The sequence below is a fragment of the Streptomyces atroolivaceus genome (assembly GCF_000717025.1).
GTDB classification, from domain to species: Bacteria; Actinomycetota; Actinomycetes; order Streptomycetales; family Streptomycetaceae; genus Streptomyces; species Streptomyces atroolivaceus.
Genome location: NZ_JNXG01000027.1, coordinates 25,772 through 50,911 on the forward strand (window position 1 = coordinate 25,772; position 25,140 = coordinate 50,911).

At 68.9% G+C, this 25,140-nt stretch carries 22 protein-coding genes; 13 read left to right on the forward strand and 9 right to left on the reverse strand.

The genetic code is table 11. The annotated features are described in order from the left end of the window. Window positions 1-45: 45 nt before the first annotated feature. Both OO67_RS34125 and OO67_RS34130 read right to left on the reverse strand, forming a co-directional pair. Window positions 46-546: a hypothetical protein gene (locus tag OO67_RS34125; protein WP_033305741.1), complete on the reverse strand. Its 501-nt coding sequence runs from the start codon at window positions 544-546 to the stop codon at window positions 46-48. Between the two features lie 40 nt (window positions 547-586). Beyond that, window positions 587-1,681 (reverse strand): hypothetical protein, encoded by a 1,095-nt coding sequence (locus OO67_RS34130; RefSeq protein ID WP_033305718.1) that lies wholly within the window; start codon window positions 1,679-1,681, stop codon window positions 587-589. Between the two features lie 372 nt (window positions 1,682-2,053). Here OO67_RS34130 and OO67_RS34135 point away from each other — a divergent pair, with 372 nt between their 5' ends. Beyond that, window positions 2,054-2,773: a hypothetical protein gene (locus OO67_RS34135; protein WP_033305719.1), complete on the forward strand. Its 720-nt coding sequence runs from the start codon at window positions 2,054-2,056 to the stop codon at window positions 2,771-2,773. A 64-nt stretch (window positions 2,774-2,837) separates the two neighbouring features. Continuing rightward, on the forward strand, window positions 2,838-4,667 hold the full coding sequence (locus OO67_RS34140; protein WP_033305720.1) for an FG-GAP-like repeat-containing protein: 1,830 nt from the start codon (window positions 2,838-2,840) through the stop codon (window positions 4,665-4,667). A 390-nt stretch (window positions 4,668-5,057) separates the two neighbouring features. Here OO67_RS34140 and OO67_RS40555 read toward each other — a convergent pair whose 3' ends face one another. The 5 genes from OO67_RS40555 to OO67_RS34160 all read right to left on the reverse strand — a co-directional run bounded on the left by OO67_RS40555 (window position 5,058) and on the right by OO67_RS34160 (window position 9,583). Then, on the reverse strand, window positions 5,058-5,714 hold the full coding sequence (locus tag OO67_RS40555; protein WP_279626917.1) for an MFS transporter: 657 nt from the start codon (window positions 5,712-5,714) through the stop codon (window positions 5,058-5,060). Further along, window positions 5,687-6,205, reverse strand: a complete 519-nt coding sequence (locus tag OO67_RS40560; RefSeq protein WP_279626918.1) for an MFS transporter — start codon at window positions 6,203-6,205, stop codon at window positions 5,687-5,689. Before OO67_RS40560 ends, OO67_RS40555 begins: the two co-directional genes overlap by 28 nt. Next, window positions 6,189-6,941, reverse strand: a complete 753-nt coding sequence (locus OO67_RS34150) for a phosphotransferase (RefSeq protein WP_033305721.1) — start codon at window positions 6,939-6,941, stop codon at window positions 6,189-6,191. The genes OO67_RS40560 and OO67_RS34150 overlap by 17 nt, the downstream gene beginning before the upstream one ends. A 42-nt stretch (window positions 6,942-6,983) precedes the next feature. Beyond that, the gene (locus OO67_RS34155) at window positions 6,984-7,232 is read right to left on the reverse strand and encodes a hypothetical protein (RefSeq protein ID WP_157841772.1); all 249 of its coding nucleotides are present in this window, start codon (window positions 7,230-7,232) and stop codon (window positions 6,984-6,986) included. A 350-nt stretch (window positions 7,233-7,582) separates the two neighbouring features. Further along, window positions 7,583-9,583, reverse strand: a complete 2,001-nt coding sequence (locus tag OO67_RS34160; RefSeq protein ID WP_033305723.1) for an ATP-binding cassette domain-containing protein — start codon at window positions 9,581-9,583, stop codon at window positions 7,583-7,585. A gap of 739 nt (window positions 9,584-10,322) precedes the next feature. Between OO67_RS34160 and OO67_RS34165 the strand changes: the two genes are divergently transcribed. Next, a complete protein-coding gene (locus OO67_RS34165; RefSeq protein WP_244300443.1) occupies window positions 10,323-11,732 on the forward strand; it encodes a hypothetical protein in 1,410 nt (469 codons plus the stop codon). A gap of 97 nt (window positions 11,733-11,829) precedes the next feature. On the opposite strand, the gene OO67_RS40290 is transcribed toward OO67_RS34165, so the two are convergent. Together OO67_RS40290 and OO67_RS40295 are read right to left on the reverse strand one after the other, a co-directional pair. After that, window positions 11,830-12,195 carry a YnfA family protein gene (locus OO67_RS40290; RefSeq protein WP_033305725.1) on the reverse strand — a complete coding sequence of 122 codons (366 nt, stop codon included), beginning with the start codon at window positions 12,193-12,195 and terminating at the stop codon, window positions 11,830-11,832. Window positions 12,196-13,816: 1,621 nt separating this feature from the next. Continuing rightward, entirely contained in the window at window positions 13,817-15,118 is a 1,302-nt protein-coding gene (locus OO67_RS40295; RefSeq protein ID WP_244300445.1) for a HEAT repeat domain-containing protein, read from the reverse strand. A gap of 257 nt (window positions 15,119-15,375) precedes the next feature. Between OO67_RS40295 and OO67_RS40300 the strand changes: the two genes are divergently transcribed. The 10 genes from OO67_RS40300 (at window position 15,376) to OO67_RS34220 (ending at window position 25,133) form a co-directional block, all read left to right on the forward strand. After that, window positions 15,376-15,513, forward strand: a complete 138-nt coding sequence (locus tag OO67_RS40300; protein ID WP_244300447.1) for a hypothetical protein — start codon at window positions 15,376-15,378, stop codon at window positions 15,511-15,513. A gap of 650 nt (window positions 15,514-16,163) precedes the next feature. Then, on the forward strand, window positions 16,164-16,517 hold the full coding sequence (locus tag OO67_RS34180) for a hypothetical protein (RefSeq protein WP_033305726.1): 354 nt from the start codon (window positions 16,164-16,166) through the stop codon (window positions 16,515-16,517). An 83-nt stretch (window positions 16,518-16,600) separates the two neighbouring features. Continuing rightward, a complete protein-coding gene (locus OO67_RS34185) occupies window positions 16,601-17,116 on the forward strand; it encodes a DUF6420 family protein (protein WP_033305727.1) in 516 nt (171 codons plus the stop codon). A gap of 323 nt (window positions 17,117-17,439) precedes the next feature. Beyond that, on the forward strand, window positions 17,440-18,111 hold the full coding sequence (locus OO67_RS34190; protein ID WP_033305728.1) for an HNH endonuclease family protein: 672 nt from the start codon (window positions 17,440-17,442) through the stop codon (window positions 18,109-18,111). Window positions 18,112-18,467: 356 nt separating this feature from the next. Next, on the forward strand, window positions 18,468-21,227 hold the full coding sequence (locus OO67_RS35865; RefSeq protein ID WP_051710185.1) for a serine/threonine-protein kinase: 2,760 nt from the start codon (window positions 18,468-18,470) through the stop codon (window positions 21,225-21,227). A gap of 10 nt (window positions 21,228-21,237) precedes the next feature. Continuing rightward, on the forward strand, window positions 21,238-21,747 hold the full coding sequence (locus tag OO67_RS34200) for a hypothetical protein (protein WP_033305729.1): 510 nt from the start codon (window positions 21,238-21,240) through the stop codon (window positions 21,745-21,747). A gap of 213 nt (window positions 21,748-21,960) precedes the next feature. After that, window positions 21,961-23,202 carry a HEPN-associated N-terminal domain-containing protein gene (locus OO67_RS34205; RefSeq protein WP_033305730.1) on the forward strand — a complete coding sequence of 414 codons (1,242 nt, stop codon included), beginning with the start codon at window positions 21,961-21,963 and terminating at the stop codon, window positions 23,200-23,202. Between the two features lie 150 nt (window positions 23,203-23,352). After that, a complete protein-coding gene (locus OO67_RS34210; protein WP_033305731.1) occupies window positions 23,353-23,949 on the forward strand; it encodes a hypothetical protein in 597 nt (198 codons plus the stop codon). Window positions 23,950-24,114: 165 nt separating this feature from the next. Next, entirely contained in the window at window positions 24,115-24,951 is an 837-nt protein-coding gene (locus OO67_RS34215) for a hypothetical protein (RefSeq protein WP_157841773.1), read from the forward strand. Further along, window positions 24,948-25,133 carry a hypothetical protein gene (locus OO67_RS34220; RefSeq protein ID WP_157841774.1) on the forward strand — a complete coding sequence of 62 codons (186 nt, stop codon included), beginning with the start codon at window positions 24,948-24,950 and terminating at the stop codon, window positions 25,131-25,133. The genes OO67_RS34215 and OO67_RS34220 overlap by 4 nt, the downstream gene beginning before the upstream one ends. Window positions 25,134-25,140: the final 7 nt, after the last annotated feature.

Genomic DNA, 25,140 nt, shown 5'->3' on the forward strand with positions numbered 1-25,140 from the left:
GTGGTCAGGGGCAGTGATGCCCCTGACCACTGGGACCTTGTGAACCTACTTGGAGTCGGACGGCTTCTCGGCGGTGGCCTTGGGCGCCTTGGGGGGCTCCTCGGCCTTCGGGGAAGCCGGGGCATCGGGAGCCTTGAAGTCGTCCCTCTTCGGCGCCTTCAGGCCCTCGTCCTTCTGCAGGTCGCCGCGCTGCGTCACGGTCTCGCTGGACTTGTCCATGCCGGCGGCCGCGGCCGTGGACACCGAGCCGGGGTCCTGGGCGTAGGCGGCCTGGGTGCCGGCCGATGCCTGGGTGGTCTGGATGAAGGAGGCGAGGAAGCCCAGGATGGCCCGTGCTTCGGGCGCCTGTTCCTGCACGATCTTCGCCCGGTGGGAGGCCCCGTGGATCCCGCTGGTGAACAGGCTCGTGGTCGTGTCGTCGTACGTGTCGTCGTCGGCGTCCTCGAAGTCGACGCCCGCTCCCGGTCGGGGCTTGTCGTGGTCGGTGGTCACCGAGAAGAGCCCCGCGCCCGTTCCCGCGGAGTCGAAGACGTTTTTGAACACCATGGTCGTCACCTCTGGTCGTTGTGGCGGCGCGGCCTGCCGGTCACGGCTGCTTGTACAGGTCTCGGTCGCTGTCGGTGAGGCTCTCGCCGTCGAACATCGTGTGGTGGACCTCCAGAGCGGAGACGACCTCGGCCAGACCCTTCATGCGGAAGCCGCCGCCCGCCAGGTCGAGGTCGCTGATGTCGCGGGCGACCAGGGGGGCGAGCCGGGGGTAGTCGTCCGGCTGCGGCGGCGAGAGGACGGTCACCGGCACCGCGTAGTTCACCGCGAGGAACCCGGAGAAGGTCACCGGGATCTCGTAGGTGTACTGCTTGAGTGCACGGCGCTGGGTGACGATGGTCTCGACGCGGGAGCCCGGCTGGACCGTGCCGGAGATCTGCGATTTCGACGCCCAGCCGGTGGACAGGGATCCGCCGACGGAGGCCGCGATGCCCGCGGCGAGCGCGGCGTTGAGGCCCGCTGTGCCGGATGCGCTGCCCGTGGTGGTGAAGTCCACCGAGCCGGTCATGGAGGTCGAGGCGGAGTTCGTCATCCCGTTGCTCACCGACGTGTCGACGGTGTTGGCGTTGTCCACGCCCACACTGTCCTTGCTGTTCTTGTTCGTCACCGTGTTGGCGTTCTTGTTCGCCATCTCGTTCTTGAGCTGCGTCCCCAGCTGCCCCTGCAGATTCAGACCGAGCTTGGCCTGCAGCTGCAGCGCGAGCTGGGCGCTGACGCTGCCCCCGAAGGTGAGCTTGGTGTCTCCCGACAGCGACCAGGTGGCACCGTTCGACACGGTGAAGTCGACCGAGTCGGTGAAGTTCATCGGATCCCGGCTGCGGTTGACGTAGGTACGCGAGGAGAACGTGTCGGGCGGCGGCTGGGTGATGTTGCGCCGCTCCTCGATCAGCGGCTCCCCGAGGTTCATGTAAGCGAGCCAGCCCAGCTTGTACGCGGTGCCGGGGAAGGACCCGAAGCTCGACTTGTTCACGGAGAACCCGACGGGCTTGTGCCGCACCCCGTAGTCGTCAACGTAGACCAGGCTGGGGTGCTCCAGGACGGACTGCCAGGTCTGCTCGATGTTGAGTTCCCGTAGGTTCTTCTTCGTCAGCGGCTGGCGCTTGGCCCGTTCCAGGTTGTACGCGTTGGAAGGCAATCTCTGTCCTCGACTGATCTGGCCGAAACCGCACTCGGTGAAATGGCGAAAAGGGAATCTGTACACGCTCCGGCAAATGAAGCTAACAGGGGCCCCCCTTGGCCGAGTAGGCACTTCTGCGCATCGCACTCAAACGGGTGGTCAAGATTCCCCGCTGCCCTTGATCACCCGATCGAGGGCCCTCTGACTCTCCGCCGCAGCGCGGCGACCTCGAATGTTGCCACTTTGATCCCATTTGCTTCGGTCGCACATTCGGTTATGGAGCCACCCCCTCTCGCGCACGACTGAGCGTGCGGAATTCCGCGTGATAAACCATTTCACTGAGCGCCCGAGGCATTGTTCTCCACATCAAGAACAGGTGAGGTTTTCGCGATGTACACCCAAGAACGCACGGCAATGGCGAATTTGGTGGTCGGCGGCCCGGTGGCGGTGAACAGCTACGACAACGCCATCGTGGCCGCACTCGTCGAGAACCGGCCCGTCATGCTCGTCCACGCCTTCAACGGCGGATACCTGCGACCCGCAGAACTGGCGGCGAGCAGCCACGACAAGGGCGTCAAGCTGGCCACCGCGCTCGACCCGGCTACCAAAGACGCGCAGGGCCACCTCTGGCACATCACCCCCGGCGGCTTCTTCGGGCAGCGGCCTCTGTACTTCATCGAGAGCGCCGCGGGCCAGGTGACGCCCCCGCCCGCCGGCACGGCCGACGCGGATGCCGGCCGCGGCGACGACGGAACCCCGAAGCCGCAGCGCAGGCGCGTCACCGTGCACCAGGACGCCCCGCAGAGCACGGCCGACACCCTGCAGGTGGGTCTGCCCGGCAAGGTCGCCGACAAGTGGCGCGGGAAGAACGGTGCCGTGGAGGACACACAGCTGTGGGTCGTCACGGTGACGCCGTGGGGCGGGATCACCTTCGTGCCGATCACCCACCCCGACGCCATCCTCGGGTTCAAGGACCACACGGTGGCGAAGGACAGCGAAGCGCGGCTCACCTACAACTGGGGCGGGGACTTCACCGGGACGGTCATCAACACCTTCTACCCGCGGCTCCCCAGCGAGTGGGACGTCCCCTACCACCACGTCTTCACGTGAGCCGCAGCCGCCACACCCTACCCGTCCTGAGCCGTCGCCCCACCCGCCTGGAAGAGGCACCACGATGCCCGTGCCCACGCAAGAACTGAAGCTGGAGATCGTCAACGCCGCCACAGGCCAGCCCCTCGGCGCGAAGGCCACGCCGGCCGCGGACGGGACGCTCGTCGTCCGCGACTACCCCAAGGACGGCCCGCGCCCGGAGCTGTGGCAGTTCACCCACGTGCCGGGCTCGCAGGACGACCCGGCGTATGTCATCCGCAACACGGCCGGCAGCAAAGTGCTCGACACCCCGGCCGCCGCGGGCCAGGGCGTCCGCCAGTCGGACGCCTCGGGCAAGAAGGGCCAGCAGTGGCGCCTCGTCCCCGTCGAGGGCGAAGCGGGCCTCTACTTCATCGAGGGCGCCGCCGACGGCGCCGTGCTCGACCTCGACGAACCCGGTAAGGACGACACCCGGATCGTCCTTGGCGAGTACGACGACCTCGCGGAGAGCCAGCGGTGGCGATTGGTCCCGGCCGAGCCGGAGCGCACCAGCGACCTCGTGCTGGACTGGGCGCCGCTGAGCCACTGGAACAGCCGCCAGTCCTGGCGACTGACCCACAACAAGACCTCGCTGCGGCCGGCGCCCGACGCGACGCCCTCCTTCAGCAACGTCCTGCTGGTTCTGGAGAAGTTCGGGAGCGACCAGGACACCGCCGACTGGAAGTACGATGCGCTCACCCCTTCCCCCGGCGGGGAACCGGGCCGCTGGGACGGGGTCGGTGCGCGGTTCCTCGCCGACACGGAGGGAACAGGACGGGCCGACATCGTGGGGATCAGATCCACGAAGGGAGCCGTGACCTCGTCCAGCCGGGGCGACGGGACGTTCGACGACGAACGCCCGCTGCACCAGGGGGTGGCCACCCCGAACTCGGCGGATCTGTGGTCCGTCGTGGATATGACGGGCAACGGCAAGCCCGACGTGGTCGCCCTGTGTACCGGCGGAGTCCGGGTGTCCGCACAGGGCGAGGACGGGGCGTTCACCCCCGTAGGCGGCGAACTGGTCCTCAAGGCATTCGGCCATGGCAAGCAGGCCGGCGGTTGGCTGATCGACAAGCACCCCAGGTTCCTCGCCGACACCACCGGCGACGGCAGGCTCGACATCATCGGCTGCCACGACGACGGCCTCTGGGTATCCCTCCAGGACGAAGAAGGAAAGTTCGCACCGCTCTCCGACGAACCCGCACTCCAGGCGTTCGGCCACAGCGAGGAGGCCGGTGGCTGGCTGGTCGACAAGCATCCCAGGTTCCTCGCCGACACCACCGGCGACGGCAGGCTCGACATCATCGGCTGCCACGACGACGGCCTCTGGGTATCCCTCCAGGACGAAGAAGGGGCATTCGCCGAACCTCTGTACGTCCTTGATGACTTCGGGGTCGACCAGGGGTGGAGCTCGATCAGGGAGCACCCCCGGTTCGTGGTCGCCACCACCCGCGACGGGGTACCGGACATCGTCGGCTTCGGCCCGCAGGGCGTCACCGTCGCACGCGGACGCGGCGACGGCACGTTCGAGCCCTCCCAACTCGTCCTGAACGACTACGGGCAGGCCCAGGGATGGACAGGCGACAAGCACCCCCGGCTCCTGGCCGACGTCACCGGCGACGGGACCCCGGACATCGTCGGCTTCGGCAACGAGGGCGTCTGGGCATCGCACAACAACGGCGACGGCACCTTCGAGCAGGCCCAGCTGGTGTGCCGAGGGTTCGGATACAACGACGACGCAGGCGCCTGGCGCGTCGACCGCCACCCCCGGTTCCTCACCGACATCACCGGCGACGGACGCCTCGACATCGTCGGCTTCGGCGGCCCGGGCGTCCACGTCGCCCGCAACCTCCACCGCCGCTTCAGGACCTGGTGACGCCGGAGGCACCTGCAACCCATCCCGGAATGTGCGCGACCGATGAGCGACTGCAAGCGCGTAACCATGATGGCCACGGAAGCGCCCGATCTGCTTGGCCATGGCTGCGCTCGCCGGCTCCGAAGCGGTGCTGTCACCTGCCCATACCCATCCTTCTGCAACAACCCTTACAAGCGGGCGGCGAGCCGCGGACGCAGGCTCGCCGCCCCGTCGCGGCACGCACCCGCCTCCCGGGCGGTGACGTTTCGCCCCAGCCCGCCGTCTGCGTCCCGCAGTCAAACCAGTGAGGGAACGACGTCGGCACGGTGGGTGCGTCCAGTCAACAACTGAAAATCACTGAACGTTACCGGTGTCCATGATCACGCGGAAATGTCCAAACCGTGTCCATGATCACGCGGAAGTGTCCACGGAATTGCGGAACCTACACACCGGCCGTGCACCGGAGGTGAGCCAGGTACTCACGGTCTGCATCCGAGCCTGCATGCCGTCGGCGGTGACGACCTGGCGAATGGTGCGCTGGGTCGTCCCCGCGGCCCCGGCGCAAGCTAGCTGAAGGAACAGGGCGGCGCCGATGGCGAACTGCCAGACCAGGCCCGAGGAGGCGAGGAGCAGAGGGACCTGGGTGAGCGGGGTGATCGCGAGCGCGGCGAGCATCATCGGCCCGGGCCCGTACCGCGCCGCGAGCGACGGTGCGGCCAGTGCACCCGCCGCCGCGCCCAGCGCCCCGAGTCCCAGGAGCACACCGAACGCGGTCGCGCTCATCGCGAGGGACCGGAGCAGGTACAGCGCCCACAAAGTATTGAGGAGCGCCAGGGCGAACGACGTCGTGGCGTTGACAAGGGTCAGAGTGCGCAGCCGGTAGTCGCCGTTCACATAGCGCAGGCCCTCACAGATCTCGGTGCGGCCCTCCGATGCCGACCGGGGACTTTCGAGAGCCTGGATACGGGCGGTGCACCAGGCACTGACGAGGTAGGACAGGACGTCCCCGAGAAGCGCCCGGGCCGGGCCGAGGAGCGCAGTCAGGGCGGCGCCGAGGTTGCCGCCCACAGTGGCGGCGACGGCGAACAGCCCGCCGATGCGGCTGTTGCTCCGCTGGAGCAGAGACCGGTCGACCAGGCTGGGCAGGGGAGACTGATCGCGGCGGCATCATGCAGCACCCCCGCCGCACCCTGCACAGCCGCGACCACCATGAGCTGGGTCAAGGACAGCCGGTCCAGCGCCGCCGCCACCGGCACACTGGCCAGCACGGCGGCGCTGACCAGGTCGCCGGCGATCATCTGCTTCCGCTTGGAGTGGCGGTCGGCAAGGGCCCCGGCGTGCAACGCCATCAGTGCCGGCGGCAGTTGGCCCAGGAACGTCAGCCAGGCAACCTCGGCGGTGGTCGCGCCCAGTTCGAGCACCGCCAGCACGGGGATCACCATGGTGCTGATCGAGCTGCCGGTCACGCTGGCCGCCTGCCCGCTCAGGTAACGGCGAAAGTCGCGGTGCCGCCACAGCGACGGCCGGGCGCCGGAGGAAGAGTCAGCGAAGGAGGTCATGGAGCACCACCTCCTCGGCTTCCACCAGCCGCTCGCACAGCCCGGCCATAGCCGCTTGCCGGTTGTGGCCGCACGCCGCGAGTTCGGGAGTCACGGCGGCCGGGTCGTCGACGGCCCCGCACAGGGGATACACCGAGCACACCAGGTACCCGGCGGCAAGGCGGGGTACGGCGAGGAGTTCTTTGGCCGGCAGCGCCGGGTCGGCTGCCCGATAGGCAGCGACAGCTGCACCCAGGCCGAGTCGGCCACTGCGGCTCTGCCAGAACGGTGCGCGGGTCCAGGATGATCCGCCCCAGCTCCCAGGCGGGCTGCGGTGACCGGGCGGCCGGAAGCCGATCAATGCCGCGACCCGCTGTCCGCGCAGAAGCAGATTGGACGAGGCCAGATCGCCGTGGACGGTCTGCACCGTCATGGACGTCCACAGCCCTTTGATCATGGCGGTCACGGCGGGCAGCGCGTCGAGCCGCCGGGCGGCCGTCTCGCGCGCCCAGGCAGGAAACCCAGAGGCGGGCGGCTTCTTGGCGAAGAAGACGAGCAGCCGGTCAAGGCGCTGCCGCGCCCGTTTCACATCGCAGACTTCCCGTGCGGGCACGCGGCGCGGAGGCCCGGCCGGGTGCTGGGCCAGGATGCGGTACAGGCGTCCGACAGTCTCGCCCACCGCGGCCCACCGATCGCCGGACAGACCGCCCTCCGCTGTCTCCATGTTCTCGAAGCACGCCGCGACCGGCACCGCCATGCCGCCGGCCGCCGCGATAAGGCCGCCACCCTCCAGGGTCTGTCACAACACCGGCACCAGCAGGCCGCCGAGCCGCGCGAACTGGCAGAGCTCGAGCGCCCGGCGCTCCTCGTCCAGATCGGTGCTCGCCAGGTAGGCCTTCACGAACCACCGGCCGCCGTCACTGTCCCGGGCCACATAGTTGCGGGTCGCGGTTCCCGCAGGACCTTCGCTGACCGCGGTGGGGATGAGCCAGTAGAACAGCGTCAGGATCCCCGCCACAACCATCATGTCCGACTCGCCCCCATTCATTACCGCACCCCCGACCGGCCGACAGGGTTCAGCAGCTGACGCAGTGCTCAGGCATCCGCCTGCAGCTCCTCCTCCTCCTGCCGTCCGAGATCGAGCGCCTCGAAGCGCAGTGGGCCGCCCGGAGCCCGGTCCGTTCCGGCTTCGCGTCGCGGAACGCAGACCTGGCCGCTGCACCCCCAGGCAGGCGTTGCTGACCTCTCCGCGCCGGACAAGGAGGCCCCAGCCGATGTCGTCGGCGGTGAAGTCGTTCGTGCACATCGGGCAGTCGGTGCCGTAGCGGTGGCCGGTGAAGTTCCCCGGCCAGGCGCCGGACAGCGCGGGCGCGGGACGAGGGTGCGCGTGGTCGGGCATCACGCCGTCTCCCCGGCCCTGGCGCGGTACCCGGCGGCCTGGAGGGTGAACATGGCGGCGTATTCGCCGCCGATGCTCATCAGCTCCTGGTGGGTGCCGCTCTCGGTGATACGGCCGCCGTCGAAGACGAAGATGCGGTCGCAGGCGACGACGCTCGCCAGGCGGTGGGAGATCAGCACCGTGATCTGATCCGGGCGCGGGGTGTCCCGCAGGACCGCCTCGTACACGGCGTGCTCGGCGCGTGGGTCCATGCTGGCGGTCGGTTCGTCCAGCAGCAGGACGGGAGCGTTCTTGTACAGGCCGCGGGCGACGGCGACCTTCGCCCACTGGCCGGCGGACAGTTCCTGACCACCGCGGAAACGCTTGGACAGCAGCGCCTCCCACCGGCCGGGCAGTCCGGCGATGACCTGCTCGGCGCCGGAGGCCCGCGCCGCGTCCAGGGCCCGCTGCGGGTCGGCCTCGGTGAGGGTGCCCCGGGAGACCGTCAGGTTGGCCAGCGCGCTGAAAGGAAACCGCACCGGGTCCTGGAGCACGCAGCCCACCCGGGCCTGCAGCGACTCGGCATCCATGTCCAGCACGTTCACGCCGTCCCAGCAGACCGTGCCCCCGTCCTGGGGCTCGTACAGCCCGGCGAGCAGCCGCGCGCAGGTGGACTTGCCGGAGCCGTTGACGCCGACGAACGCCACCGTCTGACCCGCGCGCAGGGTCATGGAGATGCCGTTCAACGCCGGGGTGTCCTTGCCCGGGTAGGTGAAGGACACGTCGTCCAGGGCGATGGCCTTCACCATCTCGGGGGCGGGCAGACCACTGCGGCGTGGCTGGAGGGTGCGGCAGCGTTCCTGGAAAGCGAGCAGGTCGTCCACCCACATGGCGTGCTCGTAGACGAGATGGGAGACATCGACGAGCCGGGTCAGCGAGGACTGCGCGGCCTGGATGGCGAGGACCGCGCCCGCCCCGGCGGCCAGGGGCAGCCACCCTGCGATCAGCATCGCGCCGAGCGCCGTGTAGGTGATGCCGGTGCCGATCCCGCCTACCGCCCGGCCCGCCAGGGCCAGCCTGGCCGAACTCACACCCAGCCGGGTGTCCTCCTCGGCGATCCGTGTCGTCAGCCCGTAGTGCTCCTCCAGCAGCGCGCCCTGAGCCGTGTCCGAACGAAGCTCGGCGGCGGCATCCCTCTCCAGCAGCAGCCAGGAGAAGACCCGCACCCTACGCTGCAGGGTGTTCCACCGCTTGAAGGAGTGGAAGCGGGCCCGGGCACTACGAACGGCCGCCGCGCCGACCGGCAGCACCGACAGCAGGAGCAGCGGCAGCAGGGCCGGGTGCAGGACGCCCAGGACGCCGGCGGTGCCCACGAGCCCGAGCAGCGCCGCGGCCAGGGAGACGACCTGGCCGACGATCTGCCGGGCGTAGAACAAGCCGCGGTCGTTGGCCCGGTAGGCCTCGTCGTGCCAGTCCGCATCGTCGACGACCTCCAGCCGCACATGGGCGGTCAGGGTGAGGAACTCGCACTCCAGCGCGGTACGGATCTTCGGTGTCACCCTGGCCTGCGCAACGGCGACGCCCGCCTCCAGCAGCGCCCGAGCGGCAAGGAAGCCGACGACGACCAGCAGTTGGGGAATTGCCGCGCGCACCCGGTCCGGGGTCGGCCCTTCGGCGAACAGCTCCCGCAGCACCGCCACCGAAGCCATGAGCCCGAACGCCATCATCGCGGCTGACGCCAGCTGCAGGACCACCACCGCGACGGTCGAGGTCCGGTCTGCGTTCCAGGCCAATTGGCCGATCTGGCGCACGATCCGCGGCAGCCGCGCGAGGATCTGCCCCACGGTGGCCTTGGACGCTGCGCCGTCGTACACGGACCAGTACGCCTCCTCCAGGCCGTCGGCGATGTCACCGTCCTGCGGCCCGCCCGGCACGGCGGCAGGCGGCAGCGGAAGTTCCGCACCGCGCGGGCCGGGCACCGCACCCTGACGCATGCCGCCTGCCTCACTGCCGCTGCTCATGCCCCCCACCTATCCAGGCGTGCTGAGCGGGGCGCGTAGGTGTCGCACTGCTGCGGTCCGCAGGTCGGGGAGGTGAGCGGGGACCGCCTCCGCTGTTCGAATCTGGGGCAATGAAGGGGAGAGGGCTCAGTGTTCATGGTGTTCCTCCGTCTGGGCGGCCGGTTGGCACTGGTGCTCTAAGAACGCGCCGGATCCGGGGTCGTAACGGCCTCGGACGGGCGAATCTCTCGAACCCGAGTGCGGGGCTGGCTCTAGGGCAAGAGCCGCCTGCCTGGTCACTTTTGAACTCACACGTTCGAGTGGTTGGCGAGGTGCGGTACCCGATCAGGGGCTTGCGCCGTTCGTCCGCAGACCCAGGGCAGGAGTGGGACGACTGGGGAGGACTTCGACGAGGCAGGTGCGCGTGGCCGGGGATACGCCGGTGGCATGGAGGATGCCGTCGTGCCGGGCATTCCTGGCAGTGGGGCAGTCGCCCGATCATGAGCACTCACCTCGGCCACCGATGCGTGGGTGGTGGCGGTGTGTAACGGGCGTTGCCCCTTGCGGGCAGGCTCGTGGCCGTGAGGGAGGGATTGGACTGCTCCTTCGAGGCTCGGCTTCGCAGGCAGCGCGCGTGCCGGGCCCGCTGAGATTTGCGGCTGGAGGGGAGCTTCGAGTGTCGTGATGATCGCCGGTTGGGGTAACCGGCGATCATCGGCTATGTTGCGCCGTGACCGCGGCCCAGGTCTCGCGGAGGCGGATGTTCGATCTGCTCGGCGGTCATGAATGGGAGAATCGTTCCATGCTGGATCTTTTGCCTTCAGACGACTCGGACGCCGGGAACTCCGCTCTCGACACCAGCGTCATCCCGCTCGGTGAGCGCGCCCTACGGGGCGTTCTAAGGCACGTAGTCGCTGTCGGCGACGAGGCCGAGACGACCTACCTCGAGGTCAAGAGCCCACTGGACATGAACAGCAAGGCGACCGCGGCCAAGGTCGCAAAGTTCCTTTTGGGCGCAGCGAACCGGCGTCCGGGGGAGGCGGCCCGATACTTCCACGGCTACGCGGTCCTGGTCATCGGCGTACAGAAGGACGGTGCTCTCGGAGTACTGCGCGGGACTGAGGCACACGAGCTCGAGGACCGGCTCCGCCCCTACCTCGGTCCCCAGTTCCCGGCCTTCGAGTTCGGCAGGATCGGCATCGACTCCGACCACGAGGTCCTGTTCGTCATCGCCCAGCCGCCGGAGGATGGCCAGACGATCTTCCCGTGTCACAAGAGTTATCAGAGTGACGACCGCCGCGACAGCCTTGAGGACGGCGCGATCTACGTTCGAGGCACCAGCAACACGCGGCCCGCACGCTCCGGAGAGGTCCTCGCCCTCGTCGAGCGCGTCCGCCGGGGTGGGAGGCCACCAATTAGCCTTGAGGTGCAACTACTCGGCCCGATCTGCAGGGTCGACCGCGTGGACGAGATCCTGGAGAGCCTGCGCTGCTACGAAGAAGAGCAGTTCAGCAAGCAGCCGACACCGGCTGAAGACACTGTCGGCTCGACGCTCTTGGTATTGCCGTCGAGCGTCTTCGGTAACCCGAAGCCGCTGTCGATTGAGGACCGGGAGCAGGCGCTCGCTGCATGGCAGAGCAAGAAGGCCGAGCACATCGCCAGGGGGCGGGAACACTTCCTAGGCGTCGGGATGCCGGGGGCAGGCGTCCAGGTGGTCAGTCGCGATCGTTTCGTGTCCAAGCCGCACCTGATTCTGACGTTCCATAACTGCGAAGTGCTGGATTACCTCGATCCGAACGATGCAGAGTTCGAGAAGGTTGTCGAACCAGTGCTGGGGCCGCACGAGCCGTTCCTGGCGAGCTTCGACCACTCGACCATCCGCCCCCTCCCACGGGGCTATCCCGTGACCTGGAGCACCCACGGCGAGCACGCCGAAGTTGTGCTTACTCCGGAGTCGTTCCGTCCGAACGTACTTTGGACGAGCGACCAAGACGATTACGTCATCATCGCGAGGGATCCTCATGCCAGTTCGGTGGAGGTCTCGTGGGAACTTACCGAGGATGGCAACGACGCGGTGACCCGTGGTGAGTTCAGGGTGCCCACCGATCCCCTCGTCGACGCGGCCGACCTGTTCAAGTCGGTCTTCCTCAACACGGACGAAGACCTCTGACAACGATTGTGTATGGGTCGTGGCGACATGACGAATGTGGCGTGGGAACGCGTAGTACGCCGCCGTCCAGGCGCTGTCCCAACCCCGGGCAGCCGGCTCAGTGGTCGCGGGGGGCGTACATGATGACCGCCATCCCGGCGAGGCAGACCAGCGCGCCGATGGCGTCGAAGCGGTCGGGGCGATAGCCGTCGGCGACCATGCCCCAGGCGATCGACCCGGCAACGAAGACGGGGCGGTGCCGATCGCGACGTTTGCCGCGCCGTGGATCTCCCACGATTTCCCTTCCGGACCCGGGGTGTCCGCGGGTGCGTCCGCAGGCGTCGGTGACGTTGAGGACGACGGAGGGGACGTGCTGGGGGCGAGTGCTGATGGCGCACAGGGCACGGCGGCCCAGATGCGACAGCTCACCGGCGCGCGCCAGCGCCGCGGGGCTTCGGTGCTCGGCGATGACCGCCGCGTTCACCTCTTCCTGGGCAGCCAGAACCGGCCCGCCCTCGAATGCTGAGGGCGGAAGTCTCGGTGAGTAGTCGGGCGCTGGCCACCCCGGGCGGGCACGGTCTGGTGCAGCCCGTCGGAATGGACGCCTCGCAACAATAGCCGTGCCTCGTCGAGCGACGCTTGGTCGCGCAGCGTCGCTGCTGGCGATGGTTGACTGCCTCAACTGACGACCACTGAGCGTTACCGGTGTCCATGATCACGTGGAAGTGTCCAGGGAATCGCGGAACCTACAACCGGCCGCCCGCCGGAGGTGAGCCAGGTACTCACGGCCTGCATGCGGGCCTGCATGCCTTCGGCAGTGACGACCTGGCGAATGGTGCGCTGGGTCGTCCCCGCGCGAGGAGCGCCAGGGCGAATGACGTTGTGGCGTTGACGAGGGTCAGGGTGCGCAGCAGGTGGTCGCCGTTCACGTAGCGCAGGCCTCACCGATCTCGCTGTGCAGCCGGCGGTTTTCCGCTGATGGCCAGGGGCTTTCGGGGGCCTGGATGCGGGCGGTGCAGAAACCGCAGCCCAGCCATCCGTCACGACGTGGGCAGAGTCCTCGCCACTGGCGAGGCGTACAGCCCACCACAAGAAGGGAACAAAACCGCGGCGCATCGCATAGATCACCTGGCCAGACGACGGCGCCACCTATTCAATGACGCCCGCTCCAACCGCCGATCCAGCCGATGAAACGCCAGGCAGGCCTCTCAGTCTGTCGGCTTGTATGCCGATTCGTTTCCCATGACAGCGGGCTGCCGCCGTACGCGCTAGTTGATAGGCGGTTCACCTCTTCCTCAACCTTGCGGAGGTGCCTGCCGATGCGCTGTATGCCTTGGTTGCAGTCCCGTAGCCAAAGTAGGCCCAGGATGACGCTGAGGGCCGCGAGATACAGGTTGGGCTTGTTCGGGGATAACCCTCCTGTCGTGATGAGGGCAGCGATCACGCCTGCGAATCCCAGTATCTGCATCCTTGCCGCTACCCGTTGTGAGACCTCGGCCCGAAGCGACTCATACTCGCGCATAAGCAGAGAAATGATCTCAGCATCGTGTCTGCTCTGTTGTGTCACCGATTCCCCCAGGATCGTGGCGCACGTCTGATCCTGGTCTTCCCTACGGAATCCGCGGCCGAACCTCAAGGCAAGCGGTGCGTACCAAGCCACCACTCCGGCTGGTCGTTAAACGACAAGCTGAGCTTGACTCTGTCGGGGATCTTGGAGTTTCCCAGTGGCCCAGCATGATCAGCGGGCATGCTCGGGTGGTTCCGATGACCGATGTAGCTGTCGAGGTGCCCGTTGTCCCTGCGCCTGCGTTCCGGTGAGCACGTACCGTCTCTGACTGCGCCGATCGCGGAACGAATCCACCCGGTCCTGGATCCGGTCGCGGGACCAGACCGGCCCGGATGAGCGCACCTCGTGCCTGAACCGGCCGACCGACACCGATGTCACGTCACCCGGGGTGCCCTGGTCCTGCGGCCTCAGAACGAGGCCGACTGCCAGGTTCACCTCCGGCTCACCTTTCACCCATCCGGCGGAGCGTGGCGCGAGGCCCGGAGGCTGGGCAGGAGGGCAGAGGAACGCCGCCAACCGGGGTATCTGCAGAGTCTGTTCAGGCGCGGGCCGCGATGGAGCGGCAGGCATTCAGTAGTTCCTCGTCGTTGGTGATGCTGCGGAAGCGGCCGCTGCGGCGCAGGAGTGTGAGCTCTTCACGGATCCGGGGGAGGGCTGGTCGGGCGGCTCGGCCCATGCGGTTCAGGCAGGCCAGGACATGGTTCGACGTTGAGTCGTTCTCCGCCCAGGCGGCCAGGAGCGTCTCCACGACGACAGGGGCCCCGGCGTCGCCTCCGATGTCCCACAGGGCGGCCGCGGCGTGGACCCGGGTCCACTCGTAGTCCGCCGTCAGCATCTTCCGCAGACGGGGCAGGGCCAGTGAGGCGTCCGGGCCGATCCGGCCCAAAACGTCGGCCACCTCGTGGCGCTGGTGACTGTCGAGGAGTTCGACCAGCTGTGGCACGACGCGGCCCGCATCGCCTTCGAGTTCCCACATGGCCGCCGTCGCGGCTGCCCGGACGTTGATGTCCTGCGCGTCGGCCAGCGGGCGGACCACCTCCAGGGCGCAGGCGGCCCCAGGGCCGAGGGAGGCCAGTGCGTTCAGGGCGGAGGCGGCCATATGCCACTGCTTATGGCGCACGGTCGCTGTTATGACGCTGGTGAGCTCCGGTGCATCCGCCGGGCCAGCCAGCTGCCCCAAGGCGGACACCAGGGCGTTGGCGCTCATCGACTGCGACGGGTCCGAGAAGTCCACTTCTGCCAAGAGCTTCGACAGCCTCGGCGTGAGGTCACCGGCTGCCTCGTACAGGTGACCGGCCACCTGGACGGCACGCCAGGCGTCGGTGCCCTCGTCAAGTGCGGTCAGCACACTGGGCAGCGCCCGCAGGTCCCCCGGGCGCGCCAGCGCTCTGACGGCTTCCTGGTGGGCGCGGCGAAGCAGCCGGTCCCGGGCCGCCCACACGCGTGGCCCGTGTGCCGCGCGGGTTGCCTCGACGTAGGAGGCGAGGGCGTCGCGGGCCGGCTCGCTCACGGGGCCGAGAGACCCGAGAGCCTCCGCCGCCGCGGCGCAGGTGTACGCGTCTTCGGTCAGGAGGCACTCGGCGAGCAGCACAATGAGGCCGGTGTGATCCCCACGCCACTGAGCGATCAGTTCCCGGCCCATACGGATCGCGTCGTAGCGCATCGTCGGGTCCACGCTGCACAGCTGTGCGGCGAGCAGAGCAGTGCGCTCTGGCACACGATCGTCCAACAGCGTGTGGAAGGCATTCAGCAGGGAGGTCGTCGGCGCGTGAAAACGGCTCTGCCGCTCCAGGTCCTCGAACGCCGCGGCGATCTGCGGCGGCACGCCCTGGGCAGACATCGAGCTGGCAGCATCGCCCTGTTCGGTCCCGGCCTGACATGAAGGGGCCTCGTCTCGGCCATCTCCATCCGGGACGATCTTCCGGAGCAGATCGATCGCCGCCGATCTCCCGCGGCGTACACCGGGCCCGGTGCACGAGAGCGGCGAGCCGAACCTCGGGCAGCACCGTCACGTCAGCGGCCAGAGCCTCCAGCCACCTGGTGGCCACCCCGTGTGCAGCAGCATCCCGCAGCCCCACCGTGGCCATCGTCCTTGCGATGAGCAGCCGCTCCACGGTGCCGCTCTCGGACAGCAGACTGCGCAGGATCTCCACCACGCGTGCGCTGTCGTCGAGGAAGAGGCCCAGGCCCTCGATCGCGGGCCGCCGTACCAGCGGATCGGGGTCCGACGAATAGCGGACGAAGACCTCGGCGCGCCCCCGTATCACCGCCAAGGCGTCCACGTGAGCCCTGGACTCGGTTCCGTCCGGCGTGACGTAGACCCCCTCGGGATCCCTGTCCATGGACTTCCGGCCGATGCTGAGCAGCAGTTCGATGACCGAGGCGCGGTCAGGAGTTCCGGGGCTGCCGGCCATCTCGAAGAGGAACGGCAGGCTTGCCGCCGTACACGGATAGACGTCCCCCTGGTGGTGAGCCGCACTGTAGAAGTGGCTGAAGGCCTCGTCCCGGGCCCCGGGGGCCGCCGAAGTCATCCCCGTCAGCCACCCCGGAACGTCGCCCGCCGGACCATAGGCGTGGCCCATCGACTTCCAGTCGACGCTGTCGATTTCATGGATCATGCGGGGCACTATGCCGAACACCACTGACACCGCTCCTGTGCCTTCCGGGCGGAAGACACGCGGAGGAGGGCCGAGCCCGCGGAGGAATGGCCGCTGTCCTGCCGGTGGCCACGCTCCAGCAGGGGACTCGGCCAGCGCGTCCGCCCTGACCTCCTGCACGTCCAGGCCGATCAACGCGATGTGTGGTGTGCGCGTGTCGTGGGCCCTGCTGAGGACTGCGTTCGCGAACACGCCCGCCACGTCCCGGACATGCGAGAGGATGCTCTTGTGATCAACGGGGATCTCTCAGCACGGCTGGCCGGCGCACGGGGCCGCCTCATTATCGAGCTCAGCTGCGCCGTGACCGGCTGGGGCGGGCAGGTGCCGGAAGACTCCGGGGTGGCCGAGCTGGCCGACCTTCTTGACGGTGCAGCAGCGAACCTCCACGACGTCACCCGCTCGGGCACCAGGGCCGAACTGGCACTGGCGGTTGGCCATCTGCGGGCTGCGGACCGCCTCGGCGGGCTTCTTCCGGCCGTGACGCTGTGGCACCTGCGCCAGGCGCTCCAGCGAGCCGCCACTCTCCCGGATTCTGGAGAGCCCACCATCGCTGCCGGTGTACCGGCATCGCAGACCTGCTGAGCCGACAGCAACGGCTCCAGCCGTTGGTCCTGGAGCGCCCTGACCACGAGCCCGCCGACGAGGCGGGGGAGACGAGGACCGGTATGACCGAGGACCGCGGCGCCGCTGGCCCGTACATCGAGTACGACGGGCTGCCCGCCCTGCATGGTTCGGAGGTGAAGTTGCCGCTGATCCATCCGTACGCCCCGGTGGAGGCCGGGCGCTACGTCACACCCGGAGGCGGACGCCTGACCATCCGCAAGAGCGAGACGAACTCCGCGCACCTGCGGATCACACTGGACCACCTCGGCTGCCCCGCGCAGTGCACCCCGCAGAAGGACAATGCCTTCCGACGGCTCGCCCTGGCCGCCGAGGGCTACTGCGTCCATGCCGGGTGCCGCCACCGGCCGGCGTTCTCAGACGGGGTGATGCGCTGCTTCGAGGTGCGCACCAGCAGCATCCCGCTCCCCGCGTTCGTCCGCGCCGTGCTCGCGATCGAGCTGGGAGACCTCGCCCCGGCCGGTCGGCTCGTCGAGGAGGCCCAGGCCCGGTTCGGGCCCGTCCGCCCGGCGGAAGCGCTGGACGGGGAAGGCCAGGCGGAGGCCGGTCAGGACAGTTAGACCCAACAGGCCCGACCGCCCCGGGCCTCCTGCGGAGTCGCTGCAGCGGCCCGATGCCCGTGTGCTGGAGGGCCTCGTGCCGCCGCGGCATGACGCGCTACTCCACCTCCCGAGCCCCTGGTTTGGCCCGGCGCCCGCCCAGGGAGGGTGGCTCTCTGGGGAGGAGACAAGAGGGCAGGCCCCAGCCGCTGGTTCCGGGGTACCTGTGCGTCGCGGGCAGGTGGGGTGCTGAAGCGTTCCTGCGGTGAACCTTGTCCCCCGGGCGGGTGAGCGCGCGATACCGGGCTTCGACCAGGGCGGAGTGTGGCCGGTAGAACACGGTGGTGATCAAGAACCTCGTGCGCGGTTTCAGCGCACTTTCCCTCGCCCTTGTCCCTCTTGTCTCCGCTCCCGCCGCCCTGGCCGTACCGGCGGCTGAGGTGACGATCCTGGCCGACGCGGTCGGCCTGGTGCAGGCGGCGGAGGAGGACCGTGCTGGTTACACCCGCAGCTCCTTCAAGCACTGGAACTCCGGCGAGGACAAGTCCGACGGGTGCAACACCCGCGCCGAGGTCCTGTTGGCGGAAGCGGTCGTCGCGCCGACGGTGGAGGCCGGCTGCAAGCTGACCGGCGGCACGTGGATCTCCTACTACGACGGCCAGGAGGTCACCAGCCCCGGGGCCCTGGACATCGACCACATGGTGCCGCTCGCGGAAGCCTGGGACTCCGGCGCCTCTGCCTGGACCGCGGCTCGGCGCGAGGCCTACGCGAACGACCAGGGGGCGAACGTCTCCCTGGTCGCGGTGACGGCGCGCAGCAACCGGCAGAAGTCCGACCAGGACCCGGCTGACTGGATGCCGCCGTCCCCGGAGACGCAGTGCCGGTATGTGGGGGAGTGGGTGTCGACCAAGCTCCGCTGGCAGCTCACTGCGGACGACCGTGAGCTCGAGGCGCTGAAGGTCTACGCCGACGGCCCGTGCGAGGACACCATCGTCCGCTACACACCGGCCGCCTGAACCCCTCCCGCCCCATGGCCCGGGCCCGCATCTGATGGTGCAGGCCCCTGCCGTGCGGGTGGCCGGACAGTAGATCTCCGACGCGGCGCTGCGAGGTACCCCCCCTCCGGGAGGGCCAGGTGCCTCTCGCCCTTGCCCGGCTCCCGGCCATGGATGGCAGGTGAGAGTGTTCGCCCCGGCCCTGGAGGAGAAGTAGGCGCTGGTTACGACGCGACACGGCGCCCGAACTGCACGCCCGGGCCGCAGGGACTGGGCGCGGCGACCTGGCTGATCTCCGCACGTCGCGCCCTCGCCGTACGGGACAATCGCCCCGGCGGGCGCAGCGCCCGGGCAGGCACGACGCACGGGCGGGGCCGATGGACGACATACGGGGACTGCTGGCCGAGTACGGCCAGGTCCACAGCGACGAGCTGCCGGAGCAGGACCGCCACCGGCTCCTGGTCGATGTGGTGGCGGCGCTGATACGGCGCACCGACCCCGATATGACGGTCGTTCACCGCGCGCCCGACGAGCCGACCGCGTACTTCGAACTCGCCGGACGCGATTACGCGATCACCGTGACGACCGCAGGGGGCAATGAGGCGGCCGAGGCGGCCCGCGCCGCCGTCGTCGCCCGCGAGCGAGACCTCGGGCCGGGGGTGCGGTGGGTCCTGGTCTACGCGAGGGCCGCAGGCCAGGAGATCGGCGACGACGTGAATGCCGTCCTGCAGGCGCAGGGCGTGTGCCTCGACCGGGACCATCTCGAGGCCGCCGTCTGCGGCCTCACCCCGCTCACCGACTTGATCCGCGCGGCCTTCCGGCCGCCACGATCACCACACACCCCGCTGCACGATCTCCTGATGCACGAACCCTCGGAGCCTGCCCCAACGCTGACCCTGGCGCCCCGCCCGGCCGGGACGCCGAGCGTGCAGTCCCGGACGCCGGCCGGCGTCGAGCTCAGCGTCGTCCTGGCCGGCGACTCCTGGCCAATGCGGCCGTCCGGGATGGCCTGGGAGTCCGCCGAGCGCGCGCTGATCACCACCGAGGCAGGTGTCGCGGAAGTGGACCTGCAGCGGGGTGGGGCCCGGTGGCGGCTTCCCCTGCCCGGCGTGCACGGCGGTGCGGCAGTGCTGCCGGACGGCTCGGTGTGGGTGCTGTGCGGGCCGGCGGTGGTGCGGTGGCACGGCGGTGTGCTGCGGGCGGTGGGCGGCGGATTCGAGGCGAACGCCAGCCTGCTGCTCGGCCCCGACTCCAGTGTTTGGGCCCTGTCCGGGTCCGGAGCGACGCTCGGCACCGGAACCGGATCGACCCTGGCGCTCACACGGCTCGATGAGCAGGTGGGCGACCAGCAGCGCTCCGCCCTCGACTTCGACGCTGCGGTCCGCTCGGCTGCCTGGCTTGGCGAGCGGCGCTTCCTCCTCGCCGCCGGCGGACACAGCGCCGTCGTCGACCTTTCCATCAGTACCAGCGCCGGAACACGTGAGGACTGGATGCTGACCCCGGTGTCCTACCCGGGACATCTCGCGCGCAGCGGCGGCGACACCGTCCTGGTGGCGGGGCGGGCCGGCTCGGGCGTCGGTGTGGAACTGCACGCCCTCGACACGGCCGGCCGCACCAGCGAACCGGTCGCCGAGGTAGAGCTCGGCGACGTCCTCGGACTCGTCCAGAACCCGGCAGGCGGACCCGCCTACCTGCTGGGGGAACTGCCGACGAACGACATCAAGGCCGTCCACCCCGTGCTGGTGAAGGTCACCGGTCACGCGGCCGCCGCCTCGTCGGCCGTCCCGGATCCAGAGCCGTCGTCCGCGGACGCCTACGCCGAGGTGCGCCGCCTGGCCCGCGGTGTGAAGAAGGACTACGCCCTGGAGAAGTTCCCGCTGCCGGACGGCGAGGGCGGCATGGGCATCGTCCACGAGGCCGTGCACAAGGCGACCGGGACCGTCGTCGCCTTCAAGAAGCCGCGCTCCCTGCGCGAGAACCTCACCGCGAGGATGCAGTGGGAGATCAAGGTGGCGCAGAAGCTCGGCGCCAACTGCCACGTCATGCCGGTCCTCGATTTCAGCCCCCAGGCCGAGTGGTTCGTCATGCCGCTGGCCCAGAGCACCGCCGAACGCCTCCAGCCCGAACTGCAGCGCGACGAGGCCGCCCTGCGGGCCCTGGTCGACGCGGTCGCCTCTGCCCTGGCCGATGCTCACCGCCGGGACTACCTGCACCGCGACATCAAGCCCGCCAACATTCTGCTCCTCGACGGCAGATGGGTCCTCGGTGACTGGGGCATCGTGCGCCGTCCGCACGGGCAGACGACCAACCCCAAGCGCACCGGCACCACGATCGGGACCGCCGAGTTCGGCGCCCCCGAACTGTCCGTTGACCCGCACAACGCCACGCCTGCCAGCGACATCTACAGCCTGGGCAAGGTCATCGGCTGGCTGCTCACCGGTCTAACTCCGGAGGTGAACGTGCCTTTGCTGCCGTCCGGGCCCTGGAGAGGCGTCGTACGCAGGTGTACCTACCACGATTCCCAGCAGCGCCCGCAGACGATCGCCGATTTCCTCGACATGGTCGAGAAGGAGACCGCACCGCAGATCGACCTGCCCGCCGCGCGGGGCCAACAACTCCTGCCGGCCGCCCACGAGGGAGACCCCGACGCCGTCCGCCGCCTGCTGACCCTGGCCGCTGACCACGGCGACGACTACGAGCTCTATCTCGACGTCCTGCCCAGCCTGGACGTGGGAACGGCCGCGCCGCTCCTGCTGGAGTACCCCGAGCAGGCCCGCACCCTGGTGGAGGCGATGACCGGCCACGTCCGGGGCGACGGCACCGGCTGGCCGCACTACAACGAGTCCAAGCGGGCCATCGCGTGGCTGCGTGGCGTCGCCCGACAAGCGGCTGAGGATGAACAGTGGGACCTCCTGGAGGAGGCCGCCCGCGGAATGTGCACCTGGGACGAGGCTTCCAACGAGTTCGACCAGCAGAACGCAACGCAGAACTGGCTGCGCCACCTGCACGGCCAGGCAGCCCGAATTCTCGCCGGCGTACTGCGAGACCACCCCGGCAGCGCCCGCTTCTACCACGAACTCGCGCGCGAGCGCACCGTGGACATGGCCATCCGCAACGCCGTCAACCAATCCCTGTAGACCGGGTGGCATGAAGCTCACCGACCTCTACCCGCTGATGGCCCGCCGCCGGGACGGCACTCTCAGCTATGACCGCTTCCGCGCCGACCCCGCGCTGGCCGACCTGCGGTGGCCGGACGACGTCCTGGAGCAGTTCCTCTTCGACCACGGCGACAACACCGCCTTCATCAACGACTACAACACCATCGACCTGCGTGACATCACCTGGCGGCTGGAGACCATCCCGGCCGCCGACTTCCCCAGCATGCCGACCGGGGCCTCCGATGCCGGCTGCATCGAGAGCTACGCCGCCAACCCGGTGCACTGGGTCGCCGTCCGGCCCCCGGAGGTCGCCCGGCACTGGGACGAGCACGGGACGTGGCTGCGCCCGCCGCTCCTGATCGAGCGGCGTCTCCTGGACTCGGACGCCGACCGGCTGCAGGTCCTGGAGGGCCGGACACGCGTCGGGGTTCTGCTCGGCCGCCTACGCGAGCAACTGCACGTCGCCCCCAACCACCAGGCCTGGGTCGGCCGCCGGTGACAGACGTGCCCCGCTTTCGTGCGTACGCTGCGAGCGTCCGGCCGTTCCCACAGAGAGATGCGGATGTTGGAGAACCCGTCTGTACCCGGCCCTCGTCCTCGAGGGGCACCGGCGAGCGATGCTTTTGCGCCTGGTGGAGGCTGAGCAGACCTCAGGACGGGTGAGGGCCCTCCGGCGCGCACGCTTCCGCCCACGGACGGCTACCGTCTTCCCATGGGCGCCGATGAGATAGAGCAAGCGCAGTCGGAGCAGGGCTGGAACTACAGTTACGGCTATGTCTGCGCCGGGTGTGTCGATGATGAGACCCTGGCCCGGAAGATTGCAGCAGATGCCTACGCGGACGAGAATTGCGACTACTGCGCGGGCACACCGGCAGCCCCCATCGACACCCTCTTGCAAGCATTCTTCGACGGGCTGCACACCGAGTACTCACTGGCAAGCGACGAACTTGCCTACTTCGGCGGCGAACTGGTGCCTCTCAACCGCTGGGAGGGCGACGACCTCGTCAACCAGTACGTGGACGTCTTGCACGGCGAACGCCTACAGGAAACCGTCCGCGAGGCGGCCCGTCACGAGGACGTGTGGGTTGAGCGTCACTTCATCGAGCCTCGCCAGGGCGAGGCACTGCGCGATGGATGGAGGCGCTTCAGTCATCAGGTGATGTACCGAACCCGGCATGTGTTCTGGCTGGCCCCACCCCACAAGGGCGAGGCCTATCTTGGCGGAGGGGAAATCCCTGCCGCAGCCATCCTTGACACCCTCGGCGACCTCATTCCCCAGGCAGGTCTCCTCCACGAGATCCCGGCCGGGCATCGTCTGTGGCGCGCACGTGCCCACGAGGATCTCAAGCAGCACTGGTCCGCAAGTCTGCTGGGGACTGCTTCGCCAGCCCAGGCCCGACACCCGAACCGGATGAGCCCGGCAGGTATCCCTCTCTTCTACGGAGCCGACAGCCCCGCCACCGCTATCCAGGAAGTGGCCCGGCACGCCACCCCCAGCACCAAGTTCGTCACCTACGCCGCATTCGAAACTACCCGGTCCTGCGCGGTGGTGGACTTCACCCGCCTGGGGCCCATTCCGACGATCTTCGACACCGACCGCGCACACCTGCGACGGGCACTGATCTTCCTCCACGCGTTCGTGACACGCCTCAGCGCCGACCCTGAGGACCGCGAGCACTTGGAGTATGTCCCCACGCAGATTGTCACCGAATACCTCTTGCGGGTCTTCGGTCGGGAACGGCCTCTGGATGGGCTGGTGTTTGCCTCTGCTGCAGGACGCGAGGGGCTGTGTACGGTTCTCGATACCCCCCAAACCCACTGCCTTGAGCCGGGTGCCCCAGAACCCGGCGAACACGCCGCCCTGCGCCTGGTCTCGGGCACACTGGAAGCAAACCAGCCCCTGCCCCCGCTAGCTCGCGCTGAGAAGAAGCCGGGACCGTCCACAGACGCCTGACAGCCCAGCGCACCCAAGCCCGCACAGTGCCCTGGCCGTACACCTGGGCGGTGGGCCGCTGCGCCAAGCCGAACTCTATGATCAACACCATTGATTCGGGCGGGGCGCAGACGCCGCAGCACCCCGCCCGACCGATCTGAGGCGGGGGCCGTGGGACAGACCTGGAGTGCGCTTGCTGTGGCCATCGTCGGTGTCGTCGGCACCCTGGGTGCAGCCCTGCTGACACAGCGCAGAGCTGACCGGCTCAAGCGCCACGAACTCGAAGTGACTACCCGCCAACAACGCGAGGACCGCGCTCACGCCGAGCAAGTCCGGCAGCAGGAAGCGCGCATCTCGACACGACGTGAACTGACCGACCTGCGACGGGCCTGCTACATCTCGCTCAACACCGCGGCCCGTCAGTACCAGACCGCACAGATCAACGTCATGCATGCCCTGCGCGCCCGGGATGACGCAGAGACCCGGACATGTGCCGAACAGCTCGAGGAACGGCGCCTGGCCTATCGAGGCAGCTACGCCGAAGCACAGATGATCGTTCCCGCTGCTGTGCTGAGAGACACCAGGGCGGCAAACGAGCAACTCAACAGCGCCTATGGCCTGCTGAAAAAGATGCTGGCAGGCAGTCACCCCGACGGCGGTGAGCTCAGCAGGCTAGAAGTGGAGACCGAGATGTCGTGGGCGCTGCTGTCCGACCTGAGGGCTGCCATGCGCAGCGATCTCGGCGTGGATGAGGCTTCCGAAGAGTAATTCCAGCGTCGGTACCGGGCACGAACCGCTCAGCAGCCTCTCCCGGCGGGATTCGAAGACAGCGTGCAGAACCCTGAGTAGGTGGCATCGCCGGGCGCGGCAGACCTGAAGGTCCACTGCACCGTTCGGCAGGCCAGTGTCAGAGGCGGCGGGTAGCGTCCAGCCGTGGCTTACGGACTGACGCGCCTGCTGCGTACTGAGGACGACTGGTCAGACTTGCTGTGCTTCCTCGCCGAACTTGATCCCGAGCCGCTCAGGTCGGCCTTGCGCCTAGCTCCAGGCACAATCACGGTTCGGCGCGAGGTCCGGGTGAAGGCGCGCAGAGGTGCGCCTACCGGTCGGGTCGACTTCGTCGTCCTGCTGGACGGCGTCGAGCGCGCGTTGATGGAGATGAAGCTCGGCGCCGGTGCTCACGGCGAACAGTTCGCGGCGTACGACGCCTGGGCGGAAGCGAAGGGCATACCGGCAGCTGACCGCTACCTGGTGGGCCCGAATGCCGATCCGATCCCGGACGGCCCGAGCACCTGGTCCCGTCGGCTCACTTTCGACGGTCTCCTCGGCGGCTGGAACAATTCATCGGACGCCCTCGCCCGGCTGCTGGCCGTCCGGGCGCACCAGCAGCTCGTGGTGCTGGAGGCCGAGGCGGCCGGCCCGGCGGACCAGGCCTCGACTGCGCTCAGCGACGCACTGCGGCTGCGGCGACTGGCGCGCCTCACGCAGGCTGCCGCCCCACCGGGCACGGTGTTCAACTCGCAGCAGCACTCTCAGATGGGAGCTCCGAACATCTGCGCTTGGCGAGAGACAGAAGACGGCTACGTTGTCGCCGAGATCCAGCGCCTGCAGCCCAGACGCGGAACGGACAGCCCCTTCGAGATCCGCATCATGGTGCAGACGCCAGAGGCCACTTCCACCGCCAATGGATCCCTTGCGGACCGCCATCAGAAATGGCTCGCCCGCAACAATTTCGTCCAGCACGCGGGCCCCACGTGCAGGCTCTCGTGAGGGACCCGCAGGACGACGGATTCAAGAAGAAGCCAGGAGCGAAGGGGCATCCGCGGTACTACGGATACGAGGGCGGCGGGCACGGAAGCTCTGTAGTACTCCAGGACACGGTCGACCTGAACGACATGGCCACGGCGTTCTCCGCCCTCCTGGAGTACCTCGCCACCTACCCAAAGCCGTAGACCAAGC